We start from the raw sequence: 18,438 nt of genomic DNA, 5'->3' as shown, positions 1-18,438 counted from the left end.
TTCTAAGCGTGCATCACCAGCCTAGGAATGCCAATAGAGGATCACCCCTGCCAGCACTGTGAACTTTCTATGGTTGCCACTAGGGTGAATGGCAATGACTTACGCCAACTCAATGGGAGAGTCCATGCCATTAGTCTTGCCCGCCTCCACCCTGCAACATCCTCGCAAGGCCCCTGCGCTGAATTGGGGAATTCTCGGTCCAGGCTGGATCGCTGCGGAATTCGGGCACTCACTGAACACCCTGACGCGTTCGCGGATTTCAGCCGTGGGATCACGGAGCTTCGAGCGTTCAGAACAGTTCGTCAAGAGATACGGCGACAGCGCCACGCGGGTCTACGATTCCTATACCCAGGTCATCGAGGACCCGGCCGTGGACGTTATTTATATCGCCGTTCCGCACAGTGGGCACGCAGATCTGGCCATGCAGGCCATCAGTGCAGGCAAGCACGTCCTAGTTGAAAAGCCTATGACACTGAATGCGAAGCAGACCCGTCAGGTAATCGATGCTGGAAGAGCGGCCGGCGTCTTTGTCATGGAAGGCATGTGGTCTCGGCTTCTACCGGTCGGCAACGTCATCCAGCAAGTGATCGCTTCCGGAATGCTCGGCAGGATCATCTCAATCCACGCAGATTTTGGGGCAAAATTTCCGGAGGACCTCACCTCGCGAATCTATGATCCAGCACTCGGCGGTGGTGCCCTGCTTGATGTTGGTATTTATCCCATCGCCTTCAGCGTCATGGTCTCCCCGGCCAAGGAACTACTTCATGCCTCTGGCCGAATGACGCAGACAGGAGTTGATGCGTCTTTCACTGCGGTGCTTTCCAACGATGATGGATCCACCGCCAATATCTTCAGCAGCATCGAAACTGACTCGCCGCAGGCCGCGTGGATTGCCGGCACTGAAGCGAGTTTGGAAGTAGAACGGCCAATCTATGCTGGTTCGAAGCTGGTACTACGCGGTAGCGATGGAAGTATTCTCGACACTCAAAAATTCACTCAGGATTCCCCCGCACGAGGGCTGGGTTGGGAAGCTGCCCATGTCGCCTGGTGCCTCGGCGAGGGCCTGACTGAATCCCCCGTGATGCCTTTAGACGAGTCCCTAGCCATCGCTGTGACCATGGATCAGATTGCCACTGACTTACGCAGAAACTAGTGCACCGGCTCCGATGAATGCAGGGCACCATGTTTGGTGACATCATCCATCAGGATCTGTGGCCACGCGTTCACTTCTTCGCGGGTGCTGGCCACCTGTAGCTTTGCTTGGGGCAATGCATACAACAATGCTTGAGCGGTAGTCACCGGGTGAGATGGGTCCTCGGTCCACGCCAGAATATGCGTTGGGATGGTCACCCGGGCGAGGTCGGCTAGCTGCGGCAGGTCGCTGGCCGCGGCACCGCGGAAGATCGTGGGCAATAGCGCCAGGGAATTATCTGGGACCGTCACCGGATTACCTACCGTGGCTGGTGGAACGGGCGCGTCAATATCGGCCTGAATGAAAGCATCCCAACCTTCGGCTTCCAACAGGTCAGCGTTGCGCAGATACGCCTGCGACTTTGCCTTGCGGGACTCCCACGCGGTGGGCGGAAGCAACAGCGTCAGGCCGCAGAAGCGTTCTGGTTCTTTGATCGCGGCGTACAACAAGGTGGCGCAACCCATGGATTGACCCACACCGTAGACCTTCTCATTGGGGAAGTATTCATGGAGCAGGGCCAACAGATCATCGGCCAAGTTCTTCCACTCGTAGTCCTCTGCGTTGGTGCGCCCGGTGGATTGGCCGTGCCCACGGGCATCGTAACGAAGCAATCTGGTGCCGCTCAGTCCACGCCCCAGGTCCATATTCAGTACGCGGTCCCGTGCCCTGCTGGAGGTCAGCCCGTGAAGCTGAACTACCGGGTGACCGCCCTCATCGCTGAGCTCAACGGCAAGCTGGGCGCCTTCAACACTAAATTTCGCCATAATCCGCGCTCGCTTCAGTCATACTCGATCTTGGGTAATAGGATAACGCCATGAGACTGACGAACGTTGCACAGTTACGCTTGCCCTTCGGAAAGTTGCGCGGTTACGACGTAAGTGCGACGCGCACCGGAGTTGAGCTGCCCATTTCCTTTGATCAGCGCCGTCATGTCTCCTTGGGGCAACGCCCCGGCTCGTGGATGGCCATTAGCTTCAGGCTGCCGGCCAAGGTCGAACTAGATGACCTCGCTAATGCGTGGCTGGAAGTGATCAACCGTCACGGGACGCTACTTTCTGCCTTCAGCCAAGATGCGCACGGCGAGCTTCATCTGGAGGAGATCACGGTAGGTCCTGGCTCGTGGGTGCAGCATCCGGTGGCTACTGGGCAGTCGATGAACGACGCCTTGCGTGATGTTTTTGATCAGTTCTGCGCTCCGCTCAACACTCCCTCACATCGCCTGTGCCTGCTAGAAACCGCGCTGGAATCAACGGTGGTCATAGCTTCGGATCATTCACACGTGGACATGTGGTCCATGCTGGTGATCGCCCGAGATCTCTTGCGCGCACTAGGGCTTTCTGATGAGGAAGAGAACCCGCAACCGCTACAGGCCGCCAGCTTCACCGAGCACACTCGCGAATTGGTGAATCGTGAGCGCGCCCCGCGCGAGGTACACCAGCGTTGGGCCGAAGTGCTGGGAGCTAGCGGTTCGGTCATGCCACGCTTCCCGTTGCCACTGGGCGAACCGGTGCCACATGCCGAACGCGTCGAAGTTCGCGACGTGCTGGATGTTGATGACAGTGCCGCCTTTGCTGCTCAAGCCAAGGAAGATTCGGTCTCTACACTCACCGCCGTAATCTCGGCGATGACCGCGGTAACCCAAGAACTCGCACAGGCACCACTGCGCGCGGTCTTCCCGGTGCATAGCCGTTACGATCACCGGTGGGATGACTCGGTGGGGTGGTTCATCACCAACTCGGTCATTGAGTCTGCTGACCCGACCCCGAGCGCCTGCGCTGCAGCCGTGAAGGAAGCGGTCAAACTTGGTTCCTGGCCACTGGAAGAAATCCTTGAACCGTGGGGCGGCATGCCGGAGGAACCCGGCATGTTCGCCATTTCCTGGTTGGATTTGCGCCGACTGCCGGTGCGCGTGGATTCCATCGGCCTCGAAGCCCAGTACATTGGTGCGAGCATCCGTACCGACGGGGTGATGTTGTGGTTCATCCTCGATGATGCCGGCCTGCACCTGCGCTGCCGCTACCCCGATACTCCGGAAGGCCGCGAACATGTGGGCGGATGGCTGGATGCGCTGATCCTCAAGCTTCGTTCACAGGCGCGCGCCTCGGTGGGAGGGTTGCTTCGCCTGGGCGAGCGGCAGTATCGGGTGCAGCGTGCCGAACGCTCCGATGTACCAGCCATTGTCGCACTGCTGTCGGATGACGAGTTGGGCGCCTCGCGCGAAGGGCAAGAGATCACCACCTACGAGCGGGCCTTCGATAAGATCAGCCGCGATTCCACCCACTACCTTGCGGTGGTGCGCGACCAAGAGGATACCGTCGTGGGGACCATGCAGCTTTCGATCATTCCGGGGCTGTCCCGTCAGGGCACCACTCGTTTGCAGATTGAAGGGGTGCGCGTGGCCGCCAGCGAACGCTCGCATGGCGTTGGCCGGGCGATGCTCGAATGGGCTCACGCGCATGGCCGAGCTCGCGGTGCTCTGCTAGCGCAGTTAACAACTGATACTTCCAGACTGCGAGCGCACGAATTTTATGAACGGCTCGGGTACGAAAAGAGCCACGTGGGGCTCAAGCTGCAGCTATAGGGCGAACGGCATTATTTGCACGAGCCCAAAACCTGGCCGTCATGCCCTCGTCGCACCCTTATTGCGCGACGTAGCTCGAACCTAACTTTCAGGTTCAGCTGCCTTCCCGCGCTTTTTGGAGACAATGCTTCGCGCGCAGTACGAGGCTACGGTTCCTGCCGTGAGCGAGGCGAGTATTCGCCAGTGGGCATCCGGTCCCCCAGCCAATATTAGGATCAAATTGGTTGTCAGGGCGGCAAGGACCCAAGCCAGAAATGGCACCCAAACGTACGTTGACGCGCGGCGCCAATCTGCCAGGCGAATAGCTTCAGCCAAGAAGTGCATGGTCCGATCCTCCCAGTTCCTTTGGGGCTTGTCGAATACTAAGCTGTCCTGGGGCAGACTGTGCATATGTGGCTGGCCATGGTCCGCGACAGCTGCCCAGCCACCGTCAGCGAGGAAATAGACGCGGTGGGTCACTGGTTTTGTTGGAACACTCAGTCGACCTACGCCGGAGCGATCACCCAGCTGGTCTGGTGGCTGGATCCTGGTTCCAACCGGATCACGTCTTCGCCCGAGTTGAAGGCACCGGGCGGGCAGGTCATCGGCTCAATGGCCAATCCGGTACGGTTCAATTCCGGATCATCGCGGTCTGCGGTGTGAATCTGCACCCACGGTTGAGTCTCATCCCAAATGACCTGCGAACCAATGCCATTTTCATCGGTAAGTACTGCACGGATCAACTGGTCTTCGCCAGCGTCCAACCCGGTGTAGGCGTGGTCGATAAAGGTGTCCCCGACGACCCGGGCACTTCGGAAATCTAGCTCGGTACTGTCAACGCTGACCACGTCTTTGGGCAAGAGCCGCTCACCTTCGATCAGCTGCACGCGTTGAGCAGGCAGGCTCAAGTTCCAACCATTAACATTCTTGCCCGGGGCTACGAGGTAAGCGTGCGAACCCCAGCCGAACGGGGCTGCCTGGCTGCCATTATTGGTGACTGCGGCGGTGATTCGCAGTCCTTGAGCTTCGAGTTGGTAGGTGATCGCCAGCTGGATCTCAAAGGGATAGCCCTCGCTGGGGCTAATGGTGGTGCGTAGTTCGAGCGACTGGTCGGCGTGCTCACCGGGCGTGAAAAGATCATCGGTCACTAAACCATGCAGGGCGTGGCCACGGGCCGGTTCGCTCAGCGGCAACTGGTACTGCACACCATCCCACCGGTAGTTGCCGTCGGTAACCCGATTGGGCCACGGGGCAAGGATGGCCCCCGAGTAGGCCGGTCGCTCACCGAGCGGATCAAAGGCTCGCACCAGTGGACGGCCCTGGTATTCGAGGCTGACCAAGGTGGCGCCAAGGGTAGCAATTTCTGCGGTGAAGCCGTGGGCCTTCAGCGTTAACACCTGGCCATTAATACCGGACATGATTCCTCATTTCTGCGCGCGTTGGGCCCTTCCCCACGTCAATGTGGAAGGGCCCAACGGTCAATTTCTTGTGCGCGCGTGATGCTTAGCTGGTGGCGCCTGCGCGACGCTTGTTGTAGATATCAAAGGCAACTGCCAATAGCAGCACAATACCCTTGACGATCTGCTGTGTGGAAGCACCCACACCCATTAGCTGCATGCCGTTAGAGAGCACCGCCATCACCAAGCCACCGACGATCGCACCGGTCACCCGGCCCACACCACCGGTGGTTGACGCTCCACCGATGAAGCAGGCTGCGATGGCATCGAGCTCAAACATGTTGCCGGCGCCGGGCTGGGCACCATTGGAACGCGAGGAGAAGACTACGCCGGCCACACCGGCGAGCAGGCCCATGTTGATGAAGATCCACAGGTTGATCTTCTTCACGTTCACACCCGAGAGTTTGGCTGCCGAGAGGTTGCCACCGATGGCGTAAACGTGACGGCCAAAAACGGTGCGGGTGGTCAGCGTGTGGTAGCCCAGGATCAGTACGGCCAAGATGATCAGTACGATTGGCATGCCACGGCTGGTGGCGATCTGCCAGAAGAACCAGAGGATGATGATCGCGGTGATCACGTTTTTGCCGGCGAACATCGCCATGGACTCAACACTCTGGCCGTACTTAATACGGCCCTGACGGTTGCGCCACTGCGAGTACACCAGACCGGCTACTGCGATCACGCCGATCACCAGGGTGAAGGTATCAAAGCCGTAACCGCCGAGCAGTCCGTTCAGGAAGCCACCGGCGATCTGCCCATATTCACCCGGGAATGGGGACAGGGATACGTTGTTGAGCACCTCGTAGGTCAAACCGCGGAAGAGCAACATGCCGGCCAGGGTCACGATGAACGCCGGGATGCCCACGTAGGCCACCCAGAAGCCCTGCCACAAACCACAGATCGCACCCACGGCGATGCCGGCGAGCATGCCAACCCACCACGGCATATCGTGTTTGATGACCAGCACCGCGGAGACTGCACCGGTCAGCGCCACCAGGGAGCCGACGGAAAGATCGATATGCCCGGCGACGATCACAATGATCATGCCCAAGGCCAGGATCAGCACGTAGGAGTACTGCAAGACGATGTTGGTGATGTTCGTTGGGCTCAGTAGCAGCCCGTTGGTCAGGATGCTGAAGAGCACAATGATGAGCACAAAGGCAATGTAAATGCCTGAGGTGCGTAGGTTTTTGGTGAAGATATCCTTCAACTCGGTTGACAGTGTCATCGGGTACTTTCCTTCTCGATGGTCATCAGTTCCATGAGGCGTTCCTGGGTGGCTTCGGCCACCGGCAGCTGACCGGTCATGCGCCCGTAGGCCAGAGTGTAAATTCGGTCGCAGATGCCCAGTAGTTCAGGCAGCTCCGAGGAGATCACCAAAACTGCTTTGCCGGCTGCGGCCAGTTCATTGATGATCGTGTAGATCTCGTACTTGGCTCCCACGTCAATGCCGCGGGTGGGTTCATCGAGGATCAGTAGTTCCGGGGCGGTGTGCAACCACTTGCCCAGCACCACTTTCTGCTGGTTACCACCGGAAAGATTGCCCACCTTGGCCATCACATTGGGGGTCTTGATGCGCATGGACTTGCGGTAGTGCTCGGCGATCTGGATTTCCTTATTGCCGTTCACAAAACCGTTGGAGGAGATCTTGCCTAAGCCCGCCGCGGTGGTGTTCACTCGAATGTCTTCGATCAGATTCAGCCCGAACTTCTTGCGGTCCTCTGAAACATAGGCGATGCCGGCCTTAATAGCTTTTTCCACGGTGGAGGTATCTACTTGCTTGCCACCCATGAGTACACTGCCACTGCTATATCGGCCGTAGCTGCGCCCAAAGATGCTCATCGCCAGCTCGGTTCTACCGGCGCCCATCAGACCCGCGATGCCCACGATCTCGCCGGCACGCACGTTCAGCGAGGCGTTATCCACCACGGTTCGATCCTGCTGGACCGGGTGTTGTAGGGACCAGTCACGCACTTCAAAGACCACGTCGCCAATCTTCGGCTCACGATCTGGGTAGCGCGAGGAGAGCTCGCGGCCAACCATGCCGCGGATGATGCGGTTCTGGTTGGAGGCCGGGTCAGCCATGTCCAAGGCTTCGATGGACTGGCCGTCGCGGATGATGGTGGTGGTATTGGCGATATCTTCAATCTCACCGAGCTTGTGCGAAATGATAATCGAGGTGATGCCTTGTTCACGCAGTCCGCGCAGCAGGTTCAGCAGGTGCTCGGAATCATCGTCGTTTAGCGCCGCGGTAGGCTCATCGAGGATCAGCAGCTTAACGTTTTTGCTCAGCGCCTTGGCGATTTCCACCAGTTGCTGCTTGCCCACGCCTAGCTGACCTACCTGGGTAATCGGTAGTTCGTCTAGACCCACACGTCGCAGCAGATCGGCGGCGCGGTGGTTGGTTTCATTCCAGTCAATGAAGCCACCACGGGAGGTTTCATTGCCTAGGAAGATGTTCTCGGCCACCGAAAGGTAGGGCACCAGTGCCAGTTCTTGGTGGATGATCACGATGCCTTTGGCTTCGGAGTCCTTGATGCTCGAAGCCTTGAGTTCTTCACCTTCGAAGATGATTTGGCCCTCGTAGCTACCGTGCGGGTAGACCCCGGAGAGTACCTTCATGAGGGTGGATTTGCCGGCGCCGTTTTCGCCGCAGATGGCGTGAATTTCGCCGGTCTTCACCGAGAGGTTGACGTTATCTAACGCCTTAACCCCGGGGAAAGTCTTGGTGATCTCCTGCATTTGCAGGATGGTGGTGTCCATAGTGCAGACGTCCTTGGTGTGTGCTGTGCCCACCGTGGGCTTCTCGGCCGCACCCGGTAAGGAGTGCGGCCAAGAAGCGGTGTGAGACTACTTGCTTCGGCCGGCCTTAACTTCTTCTGCCGTGTAGTACTTGGAATCGATCAGCAGGGACTTGATGTTGTCCTTGTATACGATGTCCGAGTTCAGCAGGAAGGATGGAACGACCTTCTTGCCGTTGTCGTAGCTCTTGGTGTCGTTGGCCTCTGGCTCGCCGCCACCGGCGTAGGCCTTGACGGCTTCTACTGCCTGGGTAGCCAGCTTGCGGGTGTCCTTGAAGATGGTGGCGTACTGAACGCCGTCTTCAATCAACTTCACCGAGGCGATTTCAGCGTCCTGACCGCTAACCACTGGAAGGCCAGCCTTCATGGTCTTGCCGTAGCCAGCGTTGGACAGTGCAGTGATCACACCACGGGAGATGCCATCAAATGGGGAGAGCACACCGTCGATCTTGGTCTTGCCACCGGCGTAGTGAGCGGTGATCAAGTCCTCCATACGGGACTGTGCTTCTTCCTGGCTCCAGCGCAGGGTGGCTGCCTGCTGGATGTCGGTCTGGCCGGACTTAACAACGAGGGTCTTGTCATCAAGGTATGGCTTGAGCGTATCCATCGCACCCTTCCAGAAGAAGTGTGCGTTGTTGTCATCGATGGAACCGGCGAAGAGTTCGATGTTCATCGGACCCTTCTTGTCGGTCTTCTTGCCATCCTTGTCCAACAGGCCCAGGCCGGTGAGCAGCGAGGTCGCCTGCTGCACGCCGACATTGTAGTTGTCGAAGGTGACGTAGAAGTCGACGTTTTCGGTGCCGTTGATCAGGCGGTCATACGCGACGATCGGGATGTTGGCGTCGGCGGCTGCCTGCAGCTGGGTGGACAGTGCAGTACCGTCAATCGAAGCAACCACCAGAATGTCATCACCCTTGGTGATCATCTGGTCGATCTGTTGCTGCTGGGTGGGAATGTCGTCGTTCGCGTACTGAAGGTCAACCGAGTAGCCGGCTTCTTCGAGCTGTGACTTCACTGCCTTACCGTCTGCGATCCAGCGTTCCGAAGTTTCGGTAGGCATTGCCACGCCGACCTTAATGTCTTCTGGGGCCTTGGATTCCTCGCCGCCTCCAGCGCCTGCTCCGCCGCCTGCACCACTGCCGCCACAGGCAGCCAGTGAACCGATCAATGCGAGTGAACCAATGGTCGCCGCAGCTTTGCGGGTCCAGCTATTCCATGCCATCTTTTCCTCCTTGAAAATGTGCCACTCTATACGAGTGAGACAGGGCTCACACTATGTTAGCGCTAACAACACGTGTTAGGCCACCCCTAATTTTGGATAAATTAAGATTCCTTACCCATTACGTTGACGGCGCTGAGATTTTGCTCTCCGTCAACGCAAGAAACCGCTAGAAAACGGCTGAGATTTAGAAACCTTGCGCCAGTCGGTAGTAGCTCTGGTTCACCCGAATCTGCTGGGCGAAATTACGTCGCGTCGTTTCCTCATCAATGACCAGCAACTCGGTGCCGGCAATTTCAGCGAAGATCTCGAAGGCTTCAATGCCCGCCGCGGTGGACATCACCGTATGGTGGGCGCCGCCGGCAGCCAGCCACGATTCAGCTGAAATGTTGAAGTTCGGTCGTGGACTCCATACCGCACGGGCTACCGGCAGGTGTGGAAGATCCGCCGGTGGGCTCACCACATCAACCACGTTAGCGGTCAGGCGGAAGCGCTCGCGCATATCTGCCATAGAGACCACAACAGCCCCTTGCGTGGCATCGGCGTTAAACACCATTCGCACCGGATCTTCGCGGCCCCCAATGCCCAACGGGTGAATTTCCACCCGTGGCTTGGCGGTGGTCAATGAGGGACAAACTTCAAGCATGTGAGCGCCGAGGATTAGTTCCTTGCCTTCGGTCAGATCGTAGGTGTAGTCCTCCATCAGCGAGGCTCCACCCGGCAGACCCTCACCCATGACCTTGGCCGCACGAACCAGCACCGCAGTCTTCCAGTCGCCTTCCGCGCCAAAGCCGTAGCCCTTACCCATCAGACGCTGAACGGCCAGACCCGGCAGTTGCTTCAGTCCGCCAAGATCTTCAAAGTTGGTGGTAAAGGCCATGGCGTTCACTTCGCCCAAGAACGCTTCCAAAGCAATTTCTTGGCGAGCCGCATAACGCAGGGACTCGTGGCGTGCGCCGCCAGCGCGTAGCTCTTCCACCACGTCGTACTCGCGCTCATACTCGGCAACGAGGGCATCAATCTCAGCTTCCGCCACGGCTTCCACGGCTTCCACCAGGTCATTGACGGCCCAGGTGTTCACCGAAACACCCAAGCGGATCTCCGCCTCGGTCTTATCGCCTTCGGTGACCGCGACATTGCGCATATTATCGCCAAAACGGACTAGGTTCAGGTTTTGCACGGCATTAAAGCCGGCAGCGCCGCGAATCCAGGTGCCCACGCGGCGGGCCACCACAGGATTGGATACGTGGCCCACCACGGTGGTGCGAGCTGCACCCAATCGCGTAGCTAGGTAGGCGTATTCGCGGTCGCCGTGGGCGGCCTGGTTCAGGTTCATAAAGTCAAAGTCAATGGAGTCCCAGGGCAGTTCAACATTAGCCTGGGTATGCAGGTGCAACAGCGGCTTTTGCAAAGCCTTGAGTCCATTGATCCACATCTTGGCCGGGCTGAAGGTGTGCATCCAGGTGATCACACCGAGCACCTTGTCATCCGAATTCGCTTCGAGCATCGCGCGGCGGATGGAGTCGGAATCCTTGAGCACCGGCTTCCAGATGATCTTTGCCGGGACTTCAGCGGAGGCGTCCAATGCCTGCGCCACCTCGGTGGATTGCTGGGCCACCTGGCGCAACGTCTCCTCGCCATAGAGGTCCTGACTTCCAGTGAAGAACCAAATTTCCTTGTTGTTATATGCCTTAGCCATGATGTCCTTACTGTCCGTAAACGTTCTGGTAACGCTCGTAGAGCGAATCAACTTTTTCTTGGTCGATGGGCTGCGGGTCGCCGAGTTGTTGGGCGATATGCACCGTGCGAGCCACTTCTTCGCACATCACAGCCGCTTTTACTGCGGCCCGGGCATCCCTGCCGATGGTGAAGGGACCGTGGCTGGCCATAAGTACTGCCGGACTTCGCGATTCGCGCAAGGTCGCCACGATTCCGCGGCCGATAGAGTCATCGCCAATAATGGCGAAGGGACCGATGGGGATTGGACCGCCAAATTCGTCGGCCATCATTGTCAGCACGCAGGGAATGGATTCTCCGCGGGCAGCCCACGCGGTGGCGTAGGTGGAATGGGTGTGTACTACTCCGCCAACTTCTGGCATGTGCTCGTAGGTGTAAGCGTGGGCCGCGGTATCCGAGGAGGGTGCGTGCGCCCCGTCTAGCAGTTGCCCGTCCAAGGTGCAGACCACCATGGATTCGGGTGTCAGATCGTCGTAGGAAACTCCCGATGGCTTGATCACAAAAAGGTCTTGGCTGCCATCGGTGACCTCGGGGTGACGTACCCTTTGGGAGACGTTGCCTGCGGTCCACACCACCAGTTCGTATCGGGGTAGTTCAGCGTGAAGACTGGCGACAACCTGTCGGACCTGCTGCACTTCCTCGCGCATGGATAACGGATAGCTATCCAAGGATCGTCGTTGATTCATTGCTTGCTCATTTCGTTTTTAACAGAAACTGAAGATCAGATGGTGGTGATGGCGGTGTGCTGGATGGCCAGGCCAGCCTCGTAGGTTTTCAAGTAGGCCTCGAATCCTGCACGGTCTTCAGCTACCGGTTCAGCTACATGTAGCGCGGCGTTGGCAAATACCTCAGAGTTCAAGAACTCGGGCAGAGCAGCCTTCATGCCCTCAAATACACGTTTACGGTAGGCAGCCAATACGGCGATGCCCCAAGCTCCCCCATGCCCGGCACTGTCCCCGACCACAACAGGGGTATTGATCGCCGCAGCCAAAAGTTGCTGAGCGACCCCCGCGGTACGGAAGATGCCGCCATGGGCAAACATTTGCTTGACCTCAACACCTTCGGCACCGAGCACGCGCAAACCTAAGCTGAGAGTGGCAAACATGGCATAGACCTGCACACGCATGAGGTTGGGCAGATTCAAGGTGGAATCAGGGGTGCGCAGAATCGCGGGGCGGCCTTCTGCCAAACCAGCAACTGGTTCGCCCGAGAGGTTGTTGTAGGCCAGTAGACCAGCGCCGTCACTGGCACCATCGAGGGCAGCGCGTAGCAAAGTCTCAAAGACCACGTTCTCATCAGCATCGCTCCCCAGCGCTTGGGCGAATTGGCTGAAGACCTGTGCCCAGGCAGCAAATTCGCTGGCGCCGTTATTGCAATGAACCATCGCTACCGGATAGCCATCAGGGGTAGCGACCACGTCGATCTCGTGGTGCACTTCGCTCAGTGGCGAGTCAAGGACCACCATGGCAAAAATCGAGGTGCCTGCCGAGATGTTGCCGGTACGCTGAGCCACCGAATTGGTGGCAACCATGCCAGTTCCAGCATCACCTTCCGGCGCACAGACTGGGCTGCCAGCCTGCAGTTCACCGGTGGGATCAAGCAGCAATGCGCCGGTTTCACTCAGCGTGCCGGCCTCACCTCCAGCGGGGAGAACCTTTGGCAGAAGTGCCGCAAGATCGGTGCTGATTCCGTGTGGTGCTGCTAACGCGTCAAAGGCCGAGAGCATCTGAGCGTCGTATGTTCCGGTGGCCGGATCTACGGGGAACATACCAGCTGCATCGCCAACACCCAGGACAAAGGAACCGGTGAGTAGTTCGTGGACAAACCCTGCCAAGGTGTTGAGCTTAGCGACCTGCGAAACATGCTCTTCATTGTTGAGCACAGCATGGAAATAGTGCGCTACTGACCAGCGCTGAGGAATGTTGAAGTTCAATTCTTCACTAAGCAAGGCCGCGGCTTGCTCGGTGGAGGTGTTGCGCCAGGTGCGGAATGGAACGAGCAGTTCACCATCCGCGCCGAAAGCTAGGTAGCCGTGCATCATGGCCGAGATACCCAGTGACCCCAGACGAGTCGGGCGTACGCCGTGACGTTGCTGGGCATCTGCCAAAACTTGGGCCATGCAGTCCTGCAACCCGCTAATGATCGCTTCGCGGGAGTATGTCCAGTTTTTCTCTTCGTACTGGTTCTCCCAAGCATGGCTGCCACTGGCCAGCTGTTGGTAATCAGGGCCAATGAGGCTGGCCTTGATATTCGTTGAACCAAACTCGATACCCAGCACGGCTTGACCGTTGATGATGATCTCTTGGGCGCTTGTCCCGTTGAGCTGTGTTGCCATGAATTCTCCTTCGCACAGCTCGTTGAGCAGCGCCATTGCCATCATTTGGTGCTGTCCGTGCGAGCAGGGTGCGCGGCGCAGAACAAAACCTCGATGCAATGTTAGCGCTAACAATTTGTGATGCGCAACACCTGGATTCTTTTTACTTGCTACGAGGGCTTGGTTATTTGGACTTCGGAGCAGCGGTACTGGCGCGAATTATCAGCGTCGGAGCAATCACTTTAGGGCCATTATTTGCAGGGGTCGAATTCAGCAATTCCGTAAGCGCGGCATGACCAACTTCCTTGAAGGGCTGCCGCACAGTGGTCAAGGACGGAATCAAATAGTCGGCAATTTGCAAGTCATCAAAGCCCACCACGGAAACATCGTCAGGAACGCTGAGCCCCGCTTCCCAGAAGGCGCGCAAGACTCCCGTAGCGAGATAGTCATTTGCCGCAAAAACGGCGCTTACCTCACCTGCGCACACCAGGTCCACGAGCTTCTTACCAGCGTCGTAACCAGCGGGCGCTAGCCATGATTCGGCCGGAACTTCAATGGTCGAAGCCATCGCATCTTGCATTTTTTCTTGCCACCCAAGGCGACGCTCACTAGCGTCAAACCAACCCGTTGGCCCTGCAACATGAGCGATCTTTCGGTGCCCTAAGGCCAGAAGATGACCGGTAGCCGAACGTGCGCCTGCGCGCTGATCAACGTAGACGTAGTGTGCCGGATCAGCGCTTGGAACATTGGTGCGAGCGGCGACAACAACCACTGGGATTTTCAGGCCAGCATCGTCCAACGCATCGATCACCTTTTCGAATGGCGCAACCATCACCACCCCGTCCACGCCTTGATCAACCAAGTGATTAAGGGCTTGCGTTGCGCTGTGGGTGTCATAGCGATCCAGCGCCGTCACGGTCACAAAGTAACCCTGGGCGCGGGCGGCTGACTCCACCGCAAGCACGGTGGATTGCGGCCCGAAGAATTCACTACCAATCGTTAGAATTCCAACGGTGCTGGAGTGCGAAGTGGCCAGCGCGCGAGCGGCGCGATTACGCCGGTATCCGAGTTGACGGATCGCATCCGTCACCTGCTCGCGGGTCGCGGATCTGACATTGGGATGATCATTGAGCACGCGAGAGACAGTCTGGTGAGAGACCCCCGCCAAGGCGGCCACATCTGCCATAGATGGCGGCCGATTACTTGGGTACCCTTCACCGGGCTGAGTTTTGTTCACAGTCGTCATTATTGCAAAAACCGACGCTTTGACTAGCGCCGAATCATCGATTCCTCCGTCACGATACTCGTCGATGTCATATATGCTTATTTGTGAATACAATTGTTGACATGCGTGCTTAGGAAGTTTCTAGAGGTTTTTACGTCCTAGGTTTAAACATTGCCGCTACCGCAAAGTCAGCCCTGTTGGTACGCAACGCGTGCCCTTAAATAGCGACGTGAGCCACTTTGATCAGTTATCGAGAGTGGTGAATCGCGCCAGAAGAAACATCTTCTTCGAGCGCCTCGAGCGTGCGCCCACGAGTTTCTGGAACCTGGGTCGCGACGAAATACAGCGCCAGCGCTCCAACGCCAGCAAAGATAAAGAAACATCCGGTGATTCCAACGCCCGAAACCAATGAGGGGAAGAAGAGGGTCAGCACTCCGTTGGTACCCCAGCCAAAGAACACCGAAATGCCAATACCTAATCCACGCATGTGCAACGGGAAAATTTCGGCCAGCCAGACCCAGACAGCAACACTGAGGAAAGTCTGCATTGAAGCAACAAAAGCTACCACCAGAACCAAGATGATGATCGGGCGCAGCGGGTTTCCCACCGGCAGCAGCATGCTAGCAAAGGCCACCAACAGGTGGCACACGGTAGTCAGTGACAACCCCGTCATGAAGGTCGTCCGGCGATCCAAGCGATCCATATTGCGCAGACCAATCATGCCACCTATGACGGCAACAATGCCGAAGGTAATATTGGCCAAAACTGCCTGCCCAGCGGTCATGCCCGCTTCCTCAAGCACTCTTGTTCCGTAGTACATGATCGAGTTGATTCCGGTGAGTTGTTGCATGGTCGCAACACCGATACCGACGCAGACAATGCGCACGAGCCATCTATTGCTGAGGACAGCTTTGATACCTACGGGCTTGCTCTTTAGCTGTTCCTTATCTGCAACTACCTGGATTTCGTGTAGTTCGGCGAGCGCGCGATCAGCAGAACGTACGGTCTTGAGCACATCGTAGGCCTTTTCGTATTCCCCATTTTCGACGAGCCAGCGAGGCGATTCTGGCATCCGCAACATTCCAAAGAAGAGCACCAGAGCCGGCAAGGCACAGATGGAGAACATGATGCGCCAAACACCATCCAGGCTTCCTCCAAGCCAAGTGCCCAAGATTGCGTTCATCACGAACGCGGCGAGCTGGCCGGCGACAATAGCTAGCTCATTGCGACCGGTGATCGATCCGCGAATTTCATAGGGTGCCAATTCAGCTAGGTATACGGGCACCACAGTGGACGCACCGCCTACAGCTAGACCGAGCATGATTCGCCCAGCCACGAGGACACTGAACCCTGCCGCGGAAAAGGTTCCTGGTTCCGAACTTGCAGGCGAAAGAACCACCAAGAGAGTCCCCACAAAAAAGAGGACAGCTAAGGCGATGATGGTTTTGCGTCGACCCCACGAATCGGCGATTTGGCCCGAGACGAGCGCCCCGACAGCTGCGGCGAAGACCAAGGAGCTGATCACGACGCCGACTTGCAAGAGGTTCAGTCCCAGTTCAGCAGCCATCGGACCTTCGGCACCGTTGGCAACACCGGTGTCATATCCAAAGAGCAGTCCGCCGAAGCACGCGACAATCGAAATCAGCCCTAGGCGTTTGGAATGCGGCCCTGAGGTCAGTGTGGGCAAACTCGATTCGCCGGAATGGCTCTGCGCAGTGGACATAAAACTCCTTTGATTCACTCCGATAAAGTAGAGCGATGCTGGGCTGGGTTCCGGCCGGTCTGATCGACCTGAAAATGATCGGACCTGCGACTGCGAAGTCTATACATTTGCACATTAGTTTCAGCTCGCGTCATCAACACCGAGCTAGCCACCCGTGGTTCGCACTCAACAATAGTTTCATCAAACCGAAGCCCTTCCAAACTACTGCTTAAGGGTTTCGCATCGGGTGATTGAAAATCGATATGAGCCTGTCTAGACAAGGGTTTGACAATAGTGAAGCTCGGAACTCACTGTTGTGATTTCCGAGCTTCATTTATTTAATGTTCGTGATCCAATCACGAACTAAACAGTCTGAACTGCCTTCTCATACTCGAAGCGAGCCTTTGGTGCGCCGATTTCGGTTTCAGCTGGCTGACCGATGTTAACAACCAAGAAGCTCTTCTGGTCACCTTCTGGGAAGAAGGAAGCGTCAATGGCGGAGAAATCAGCACCGGTCATCGGACCAACAGCGAAGCCGAGGCTACGGGCCGCCAGCAGGAAGTACCCTGCCTGCAGGTGAGCGTTGTTGTTACCGGTGGCAGCAGTGAAGTCAGCGTCTGCGTCGTACATGGCCTTGGGTGCGTTGTAGCCTGGCAGGAAGTTGTCCCACTGTTCGTGCCACGCGGTGTCGTAGCTAAGGATCGCTACCAAAGGGGCAGCAGCGGTCTTTTCACGGTTGCCCGCAGCAAGCCCCTCAAGCAGCTTGGTGCGTGCTTCTTCTGAGCGTACGTAGGTGACGCGCAGTGGCTGGGAGTTGAAGGCGGTCGGACCGAACTTGGCCAGTTCGTAAATTTCCTGAGCCTGAGCTTCAGTGACCTCACCAACGAAGGCATTAGCGGTGCGTGCTTCGCCGAAAATCGCGTTTAGCACTGCGGAGTCATTCTGGGTTTCCTGGGCTGCAACAGTCATGCGCGCACCTTTCAAGTCATCCGGGGCATTATCTAGCCATCGCCGGTTACGGGTTAGTTCTATGCATTTCCAACCAACAAGCCCGGCGCATCATTCCGTTGCCCAATGTGTTTTGCAGCACAGTAATCTATCCGAGTTCAGCAACAAGAGAGTTTTCGGATCCCCACCCGAAAGTCAGTCCGTCAGAGCCCGAGTTCACGCACATTTCTAAAGGATGCCTCGTTCAATATCAACCGGACGTGTACTACTGTTGCCGATTAAATCGTGCTAGATCGGCAGCGCCAATATGCCCTGCGGCGGGTCCTAGCTGAGCTTGGCTGATCTTCGCAAAGGGTCGATATCCTCGACCCGAGAGTGTGCGGCGATAAGTCTCTTCCGCTTGGGATACCAATTGCTTCGACGCGGTACCCAAACCCCCACCAATGACGATGGTCCCTGGATCCAAGACCGAAACAAGGTTAGAGATGCCCAATCCCAGCCACTCTCCCATGTCCGCGATCAGATCGGCACACGCCGGGTCGCCTTCGGCGGCCAATCGAGTTACCACCGCACCGGTAACCGCTTCAGGGTTATCCCCCACGGCTTCGCGCAGACGGAATGCGACGGGAGATTTACTGCGCACCAGCTCGGCGCCTTCACGACCCAAAGCGTTACCGGAGGCATACTGCTCCCAGCATCCACGGTTACCGCAGGCACAGCGATGGCCACCAGGAACGATCACTTGGTGCCCAAATTCGCCGGCAATCCCGGACTTGCCACGGTGAACTTGACCGCCGAGGATCACCGCCCCGCCAATACCGGTGCCAAGGGTCAAACACACCATGTCGCTTTCACCGCGTCCGGCACCAAATCGATGCTCTGCCCAGCCAGCGGCATCGGCATCGTTGACCAGGGTTACCTCGTGACCAACAAGCTTCATGAGGCGGTCACGCACCGGCTCGTTGCGCCATGACAGGTGTGGGCTGAACAAAACGTTCTGCCCCTTGCGGTCCATCCAGCCGGCTGCGCCGATACCTACCGGCAGCTCTTCGTTGCCAGCCGAGAGTTCCCGAATTACTTCAGCAATGGCTCGCTCAATTCCCGCCACATCATGATTGGGCGTTTCGCGATGGATCTGTCCGGAGACGTTTCCCTCTTCATCCACGAGGGCCGCAAGGATTTTGGTACCACCGATATCAACGCCGATGGAAAGGTTAGCTGGACTCACAATTTTCCAGCTTAGACCCTCGGCGTACCACGTGAGATCAATTGTGTTGCGAACA

At 57.5% G+C, this 18,438-nt stretch carries 15 protein-coding genes; 2 read left to right on the top strand and 13 right to left on the bottom strand.

Features of this window, described 5'->3' with window-relative positions; genetic code table 11:
• The first annotated feature begins 94 nt into the window (after nucleotides 1-94).
• Nucleotides 95-1,153: a Gfo/Idh/MocA family protein gene (locus FJV47_RS05365; protein ID WP_159610748.1), complete on the top strand. Its 1,059-nt coding sequence runs from the start codon at nucleotides 95-97 to the stop codon at nucleotides 1,151-1,153.
• On the opposite strand, the gene FJV47_RS05360 is transcribed toward FJV47_RS05365, so the two are convergent.
• The gene (locus FJV47_RS05360) at nucleotides 1,150-1,956 is read right to left on the bottom strand and encodes an alpha/beta fold hydrolase (protein WP_159610746.1); all 807 of its coding nucleotides are present in this window, start codon (nucleotides 1,954-1,956) and stop codon (nucleotides 1,150-1,152) included. The two genes, FJV47_RS05365 and FJV47_RS05360, sit on opposite strands and share 4 nt — an antisense overlap.
• A 50-nt stretch (nucleotides 1,957-2,006) precedes the next feature.
• Here FJV47_RS05360 and FJV47_RS05355 point away from each other — a divergent pair, with 50 nt between their 5' ends.
• A complete protein-coding gene (locus tag FJV47_RS05355; protein ID WP_159610744.1) occupies nucleotides 2,007-3,773 on the top strand; it encodes a GNAT family N-acetyltransferase in 1,767 nt (588 codons plus the stop codon).
• Nucleotides 3,774-3,854: 81 nt separating this feature from the next.
• Here FJV47_RS05355 and FJV47_RS05350 read toward each other — a convergent pair whose 3' ends face one another.
• From FJV47_RS05350 to FJV47_RS05295, 12 genes are all read right to left on the bottom strand, one after another.
• Nucleotides 3,855-4,232: a hypothetical protein gene (locus FJV47_RS05350; protein WP_159610742.1), complete on the bottom strand. Its 378-nt coding sequence runs from the start codon at nucleotides 4,230-4,232 to the stop codon at nucleotides 3,855-3,857.
• Between the two features lie 26 nt (nucleotides 4,233-4,258).
• Complete coding sequence (locus FJV47_RS05345; protein ID WP_159610740.1) at nucleotides 4,259-5,170, bottom strand: aldose 1-epimerase family protein; 912 nt, start codon at nucleotides 5,168-5,170, stop codon at nucleotides 4,259-4,261.
• 85 nt (nucleotides 5,171-5,255) lie between these two features.
• Nucleotides 5,256-6,437, bottom strand: coding sequence for a multiple monosaccharide ABC transporter permease (gene mmsB / locus FJV47_RS05340; RefSeq protein WP_159610738.1), 1,182 nt, complete (start codon nucleotides 6,435-6,437; stop codon nucleotides 5,256-5,258).
• On the bottom strand, nucleotides 6,434-7,972 hold the full coding sequence (gene mmsA, locus FJV47_RS05335; protein WP_159610735.1) for a multiple monosaccharide ABC transporter ATP-binding protein: 1,539 nt from the start codon (nucleotides 7,970-7,972) through the stop codon (nucleotides 6,434-6,436). The genes mmsB and mmsA overlap by 4 nt, the downstream gene beginning before the upstream one ends.
• A gap of 87 nt (nucleotides 7,973-8,059) precedes the next feature.
• Entirely contained in the window at nucleotides 8,060-9,232 is a 1,173-nt protein-coding gene (gene chvE, locus FJV47_RS05330) for a multiple monosaccharide ABC transporter substrate-binding protein (protein WP_159610733.1), read from the bottom strand.
• Nucleotides 9,233-9,416: 184 nt separating this feature from the next.
• Nucleotides 9,417-10,928, bottom strand: coding sequence for an L-arabinose isomerase (gene araA, locus FJV47_RS05325; protein ID WP_159610731.1), 1,512 nt, complete (start codon nucleotides 10,926-10,928; stop codon nucleotides 9,417-9,419).
• Nucleotides 10,929-10,935: 7 nt separating this feature from the next.
• Nucleotides 10,936-11,613, bottom strand: coding sequence for an L-ribulose-5-phosphate 4-epimerase (locus tag FJV47_RS05320; protein ID WP_370514951.1), 678 nt, complete (start codon nucleotides 11,611-11,613; stop codon nucleotides 10,936-10,938).
• 74 nt (nucleotides 11,614-11,687) lie between these two features.
• A complete protein-coding gene (locus FJV47_RS05315) occupies nucleotides 11,688-13,301 on the bottom strand; it encodes a xylulokinase (RefSeq protein ID WP_159610727.1) in 1,614 nt (537 codons plus the stop codon).
• Nucleotides 13,302-13,464: 163 nt separating this feature from the next.
• A complete protein-coding gene (locus FJV47_RS05310) occupies nucleotides 13,465-14,526 on the bottom strand; it encodes a LacI family DNA-binding transcriptional regulator (protein WP_159610725.1) in 1,062 nt (353 codons plus the stop codon).
• A 226-nt stretch (nucleotides 14,527-14,752) separates the two neighbouring features.
• Nucleotides 14,753-16,228, bottom strand: a complete 1,476-nt coding sequence (locus FJV47_RS05305) for a sugar porter family MFS transporter (RefSeq protein WP_159610723.1) — start codon at nucleotides 16,226-16,228, stop codon at nucleotides 14,753-14,755.
• Nucleotides 16,229-16,570: 342 nt separating this feature from the next.
• A complete protein-coding gene (locus tag FJV47_RS05300; protein WP_159610721.1) occupies nucleotides 16,571-17,176 on the bottom strand; it encodes a malonic semialdehyde reductase in 606 nt (201 codons plus the stop codon).
• Between the two features lie 244 nt (nucleotides 17,177-17,420).
• Nucleotides 17,421-18,383, bottom strand: coding sequence for an ROK family protein (locus tag FJV47_RS05295; protein ID WP_235026347.1), 963 nt, complete (start codon nucleotides 18,381-18,383; stop codon nucleotides 17,421-17,423).
• Nucleotides 18,384-18,438 lie beyond the last annotated feature (55 nt).

The sequence above is a fragment of the Glutamicibacter sp. JC586 genome (assembly GCF_009805585.1).
Lineage (GTDB): Bacteria > Actinomycetota > Actinomycetes > Actinomycetales > Micrococcaceae > Glutamicibacter.
Note: the sequence above shows the minus strand (reverse complement) of the source record. Positions and strands in the feature narration are given on the sequence as shown.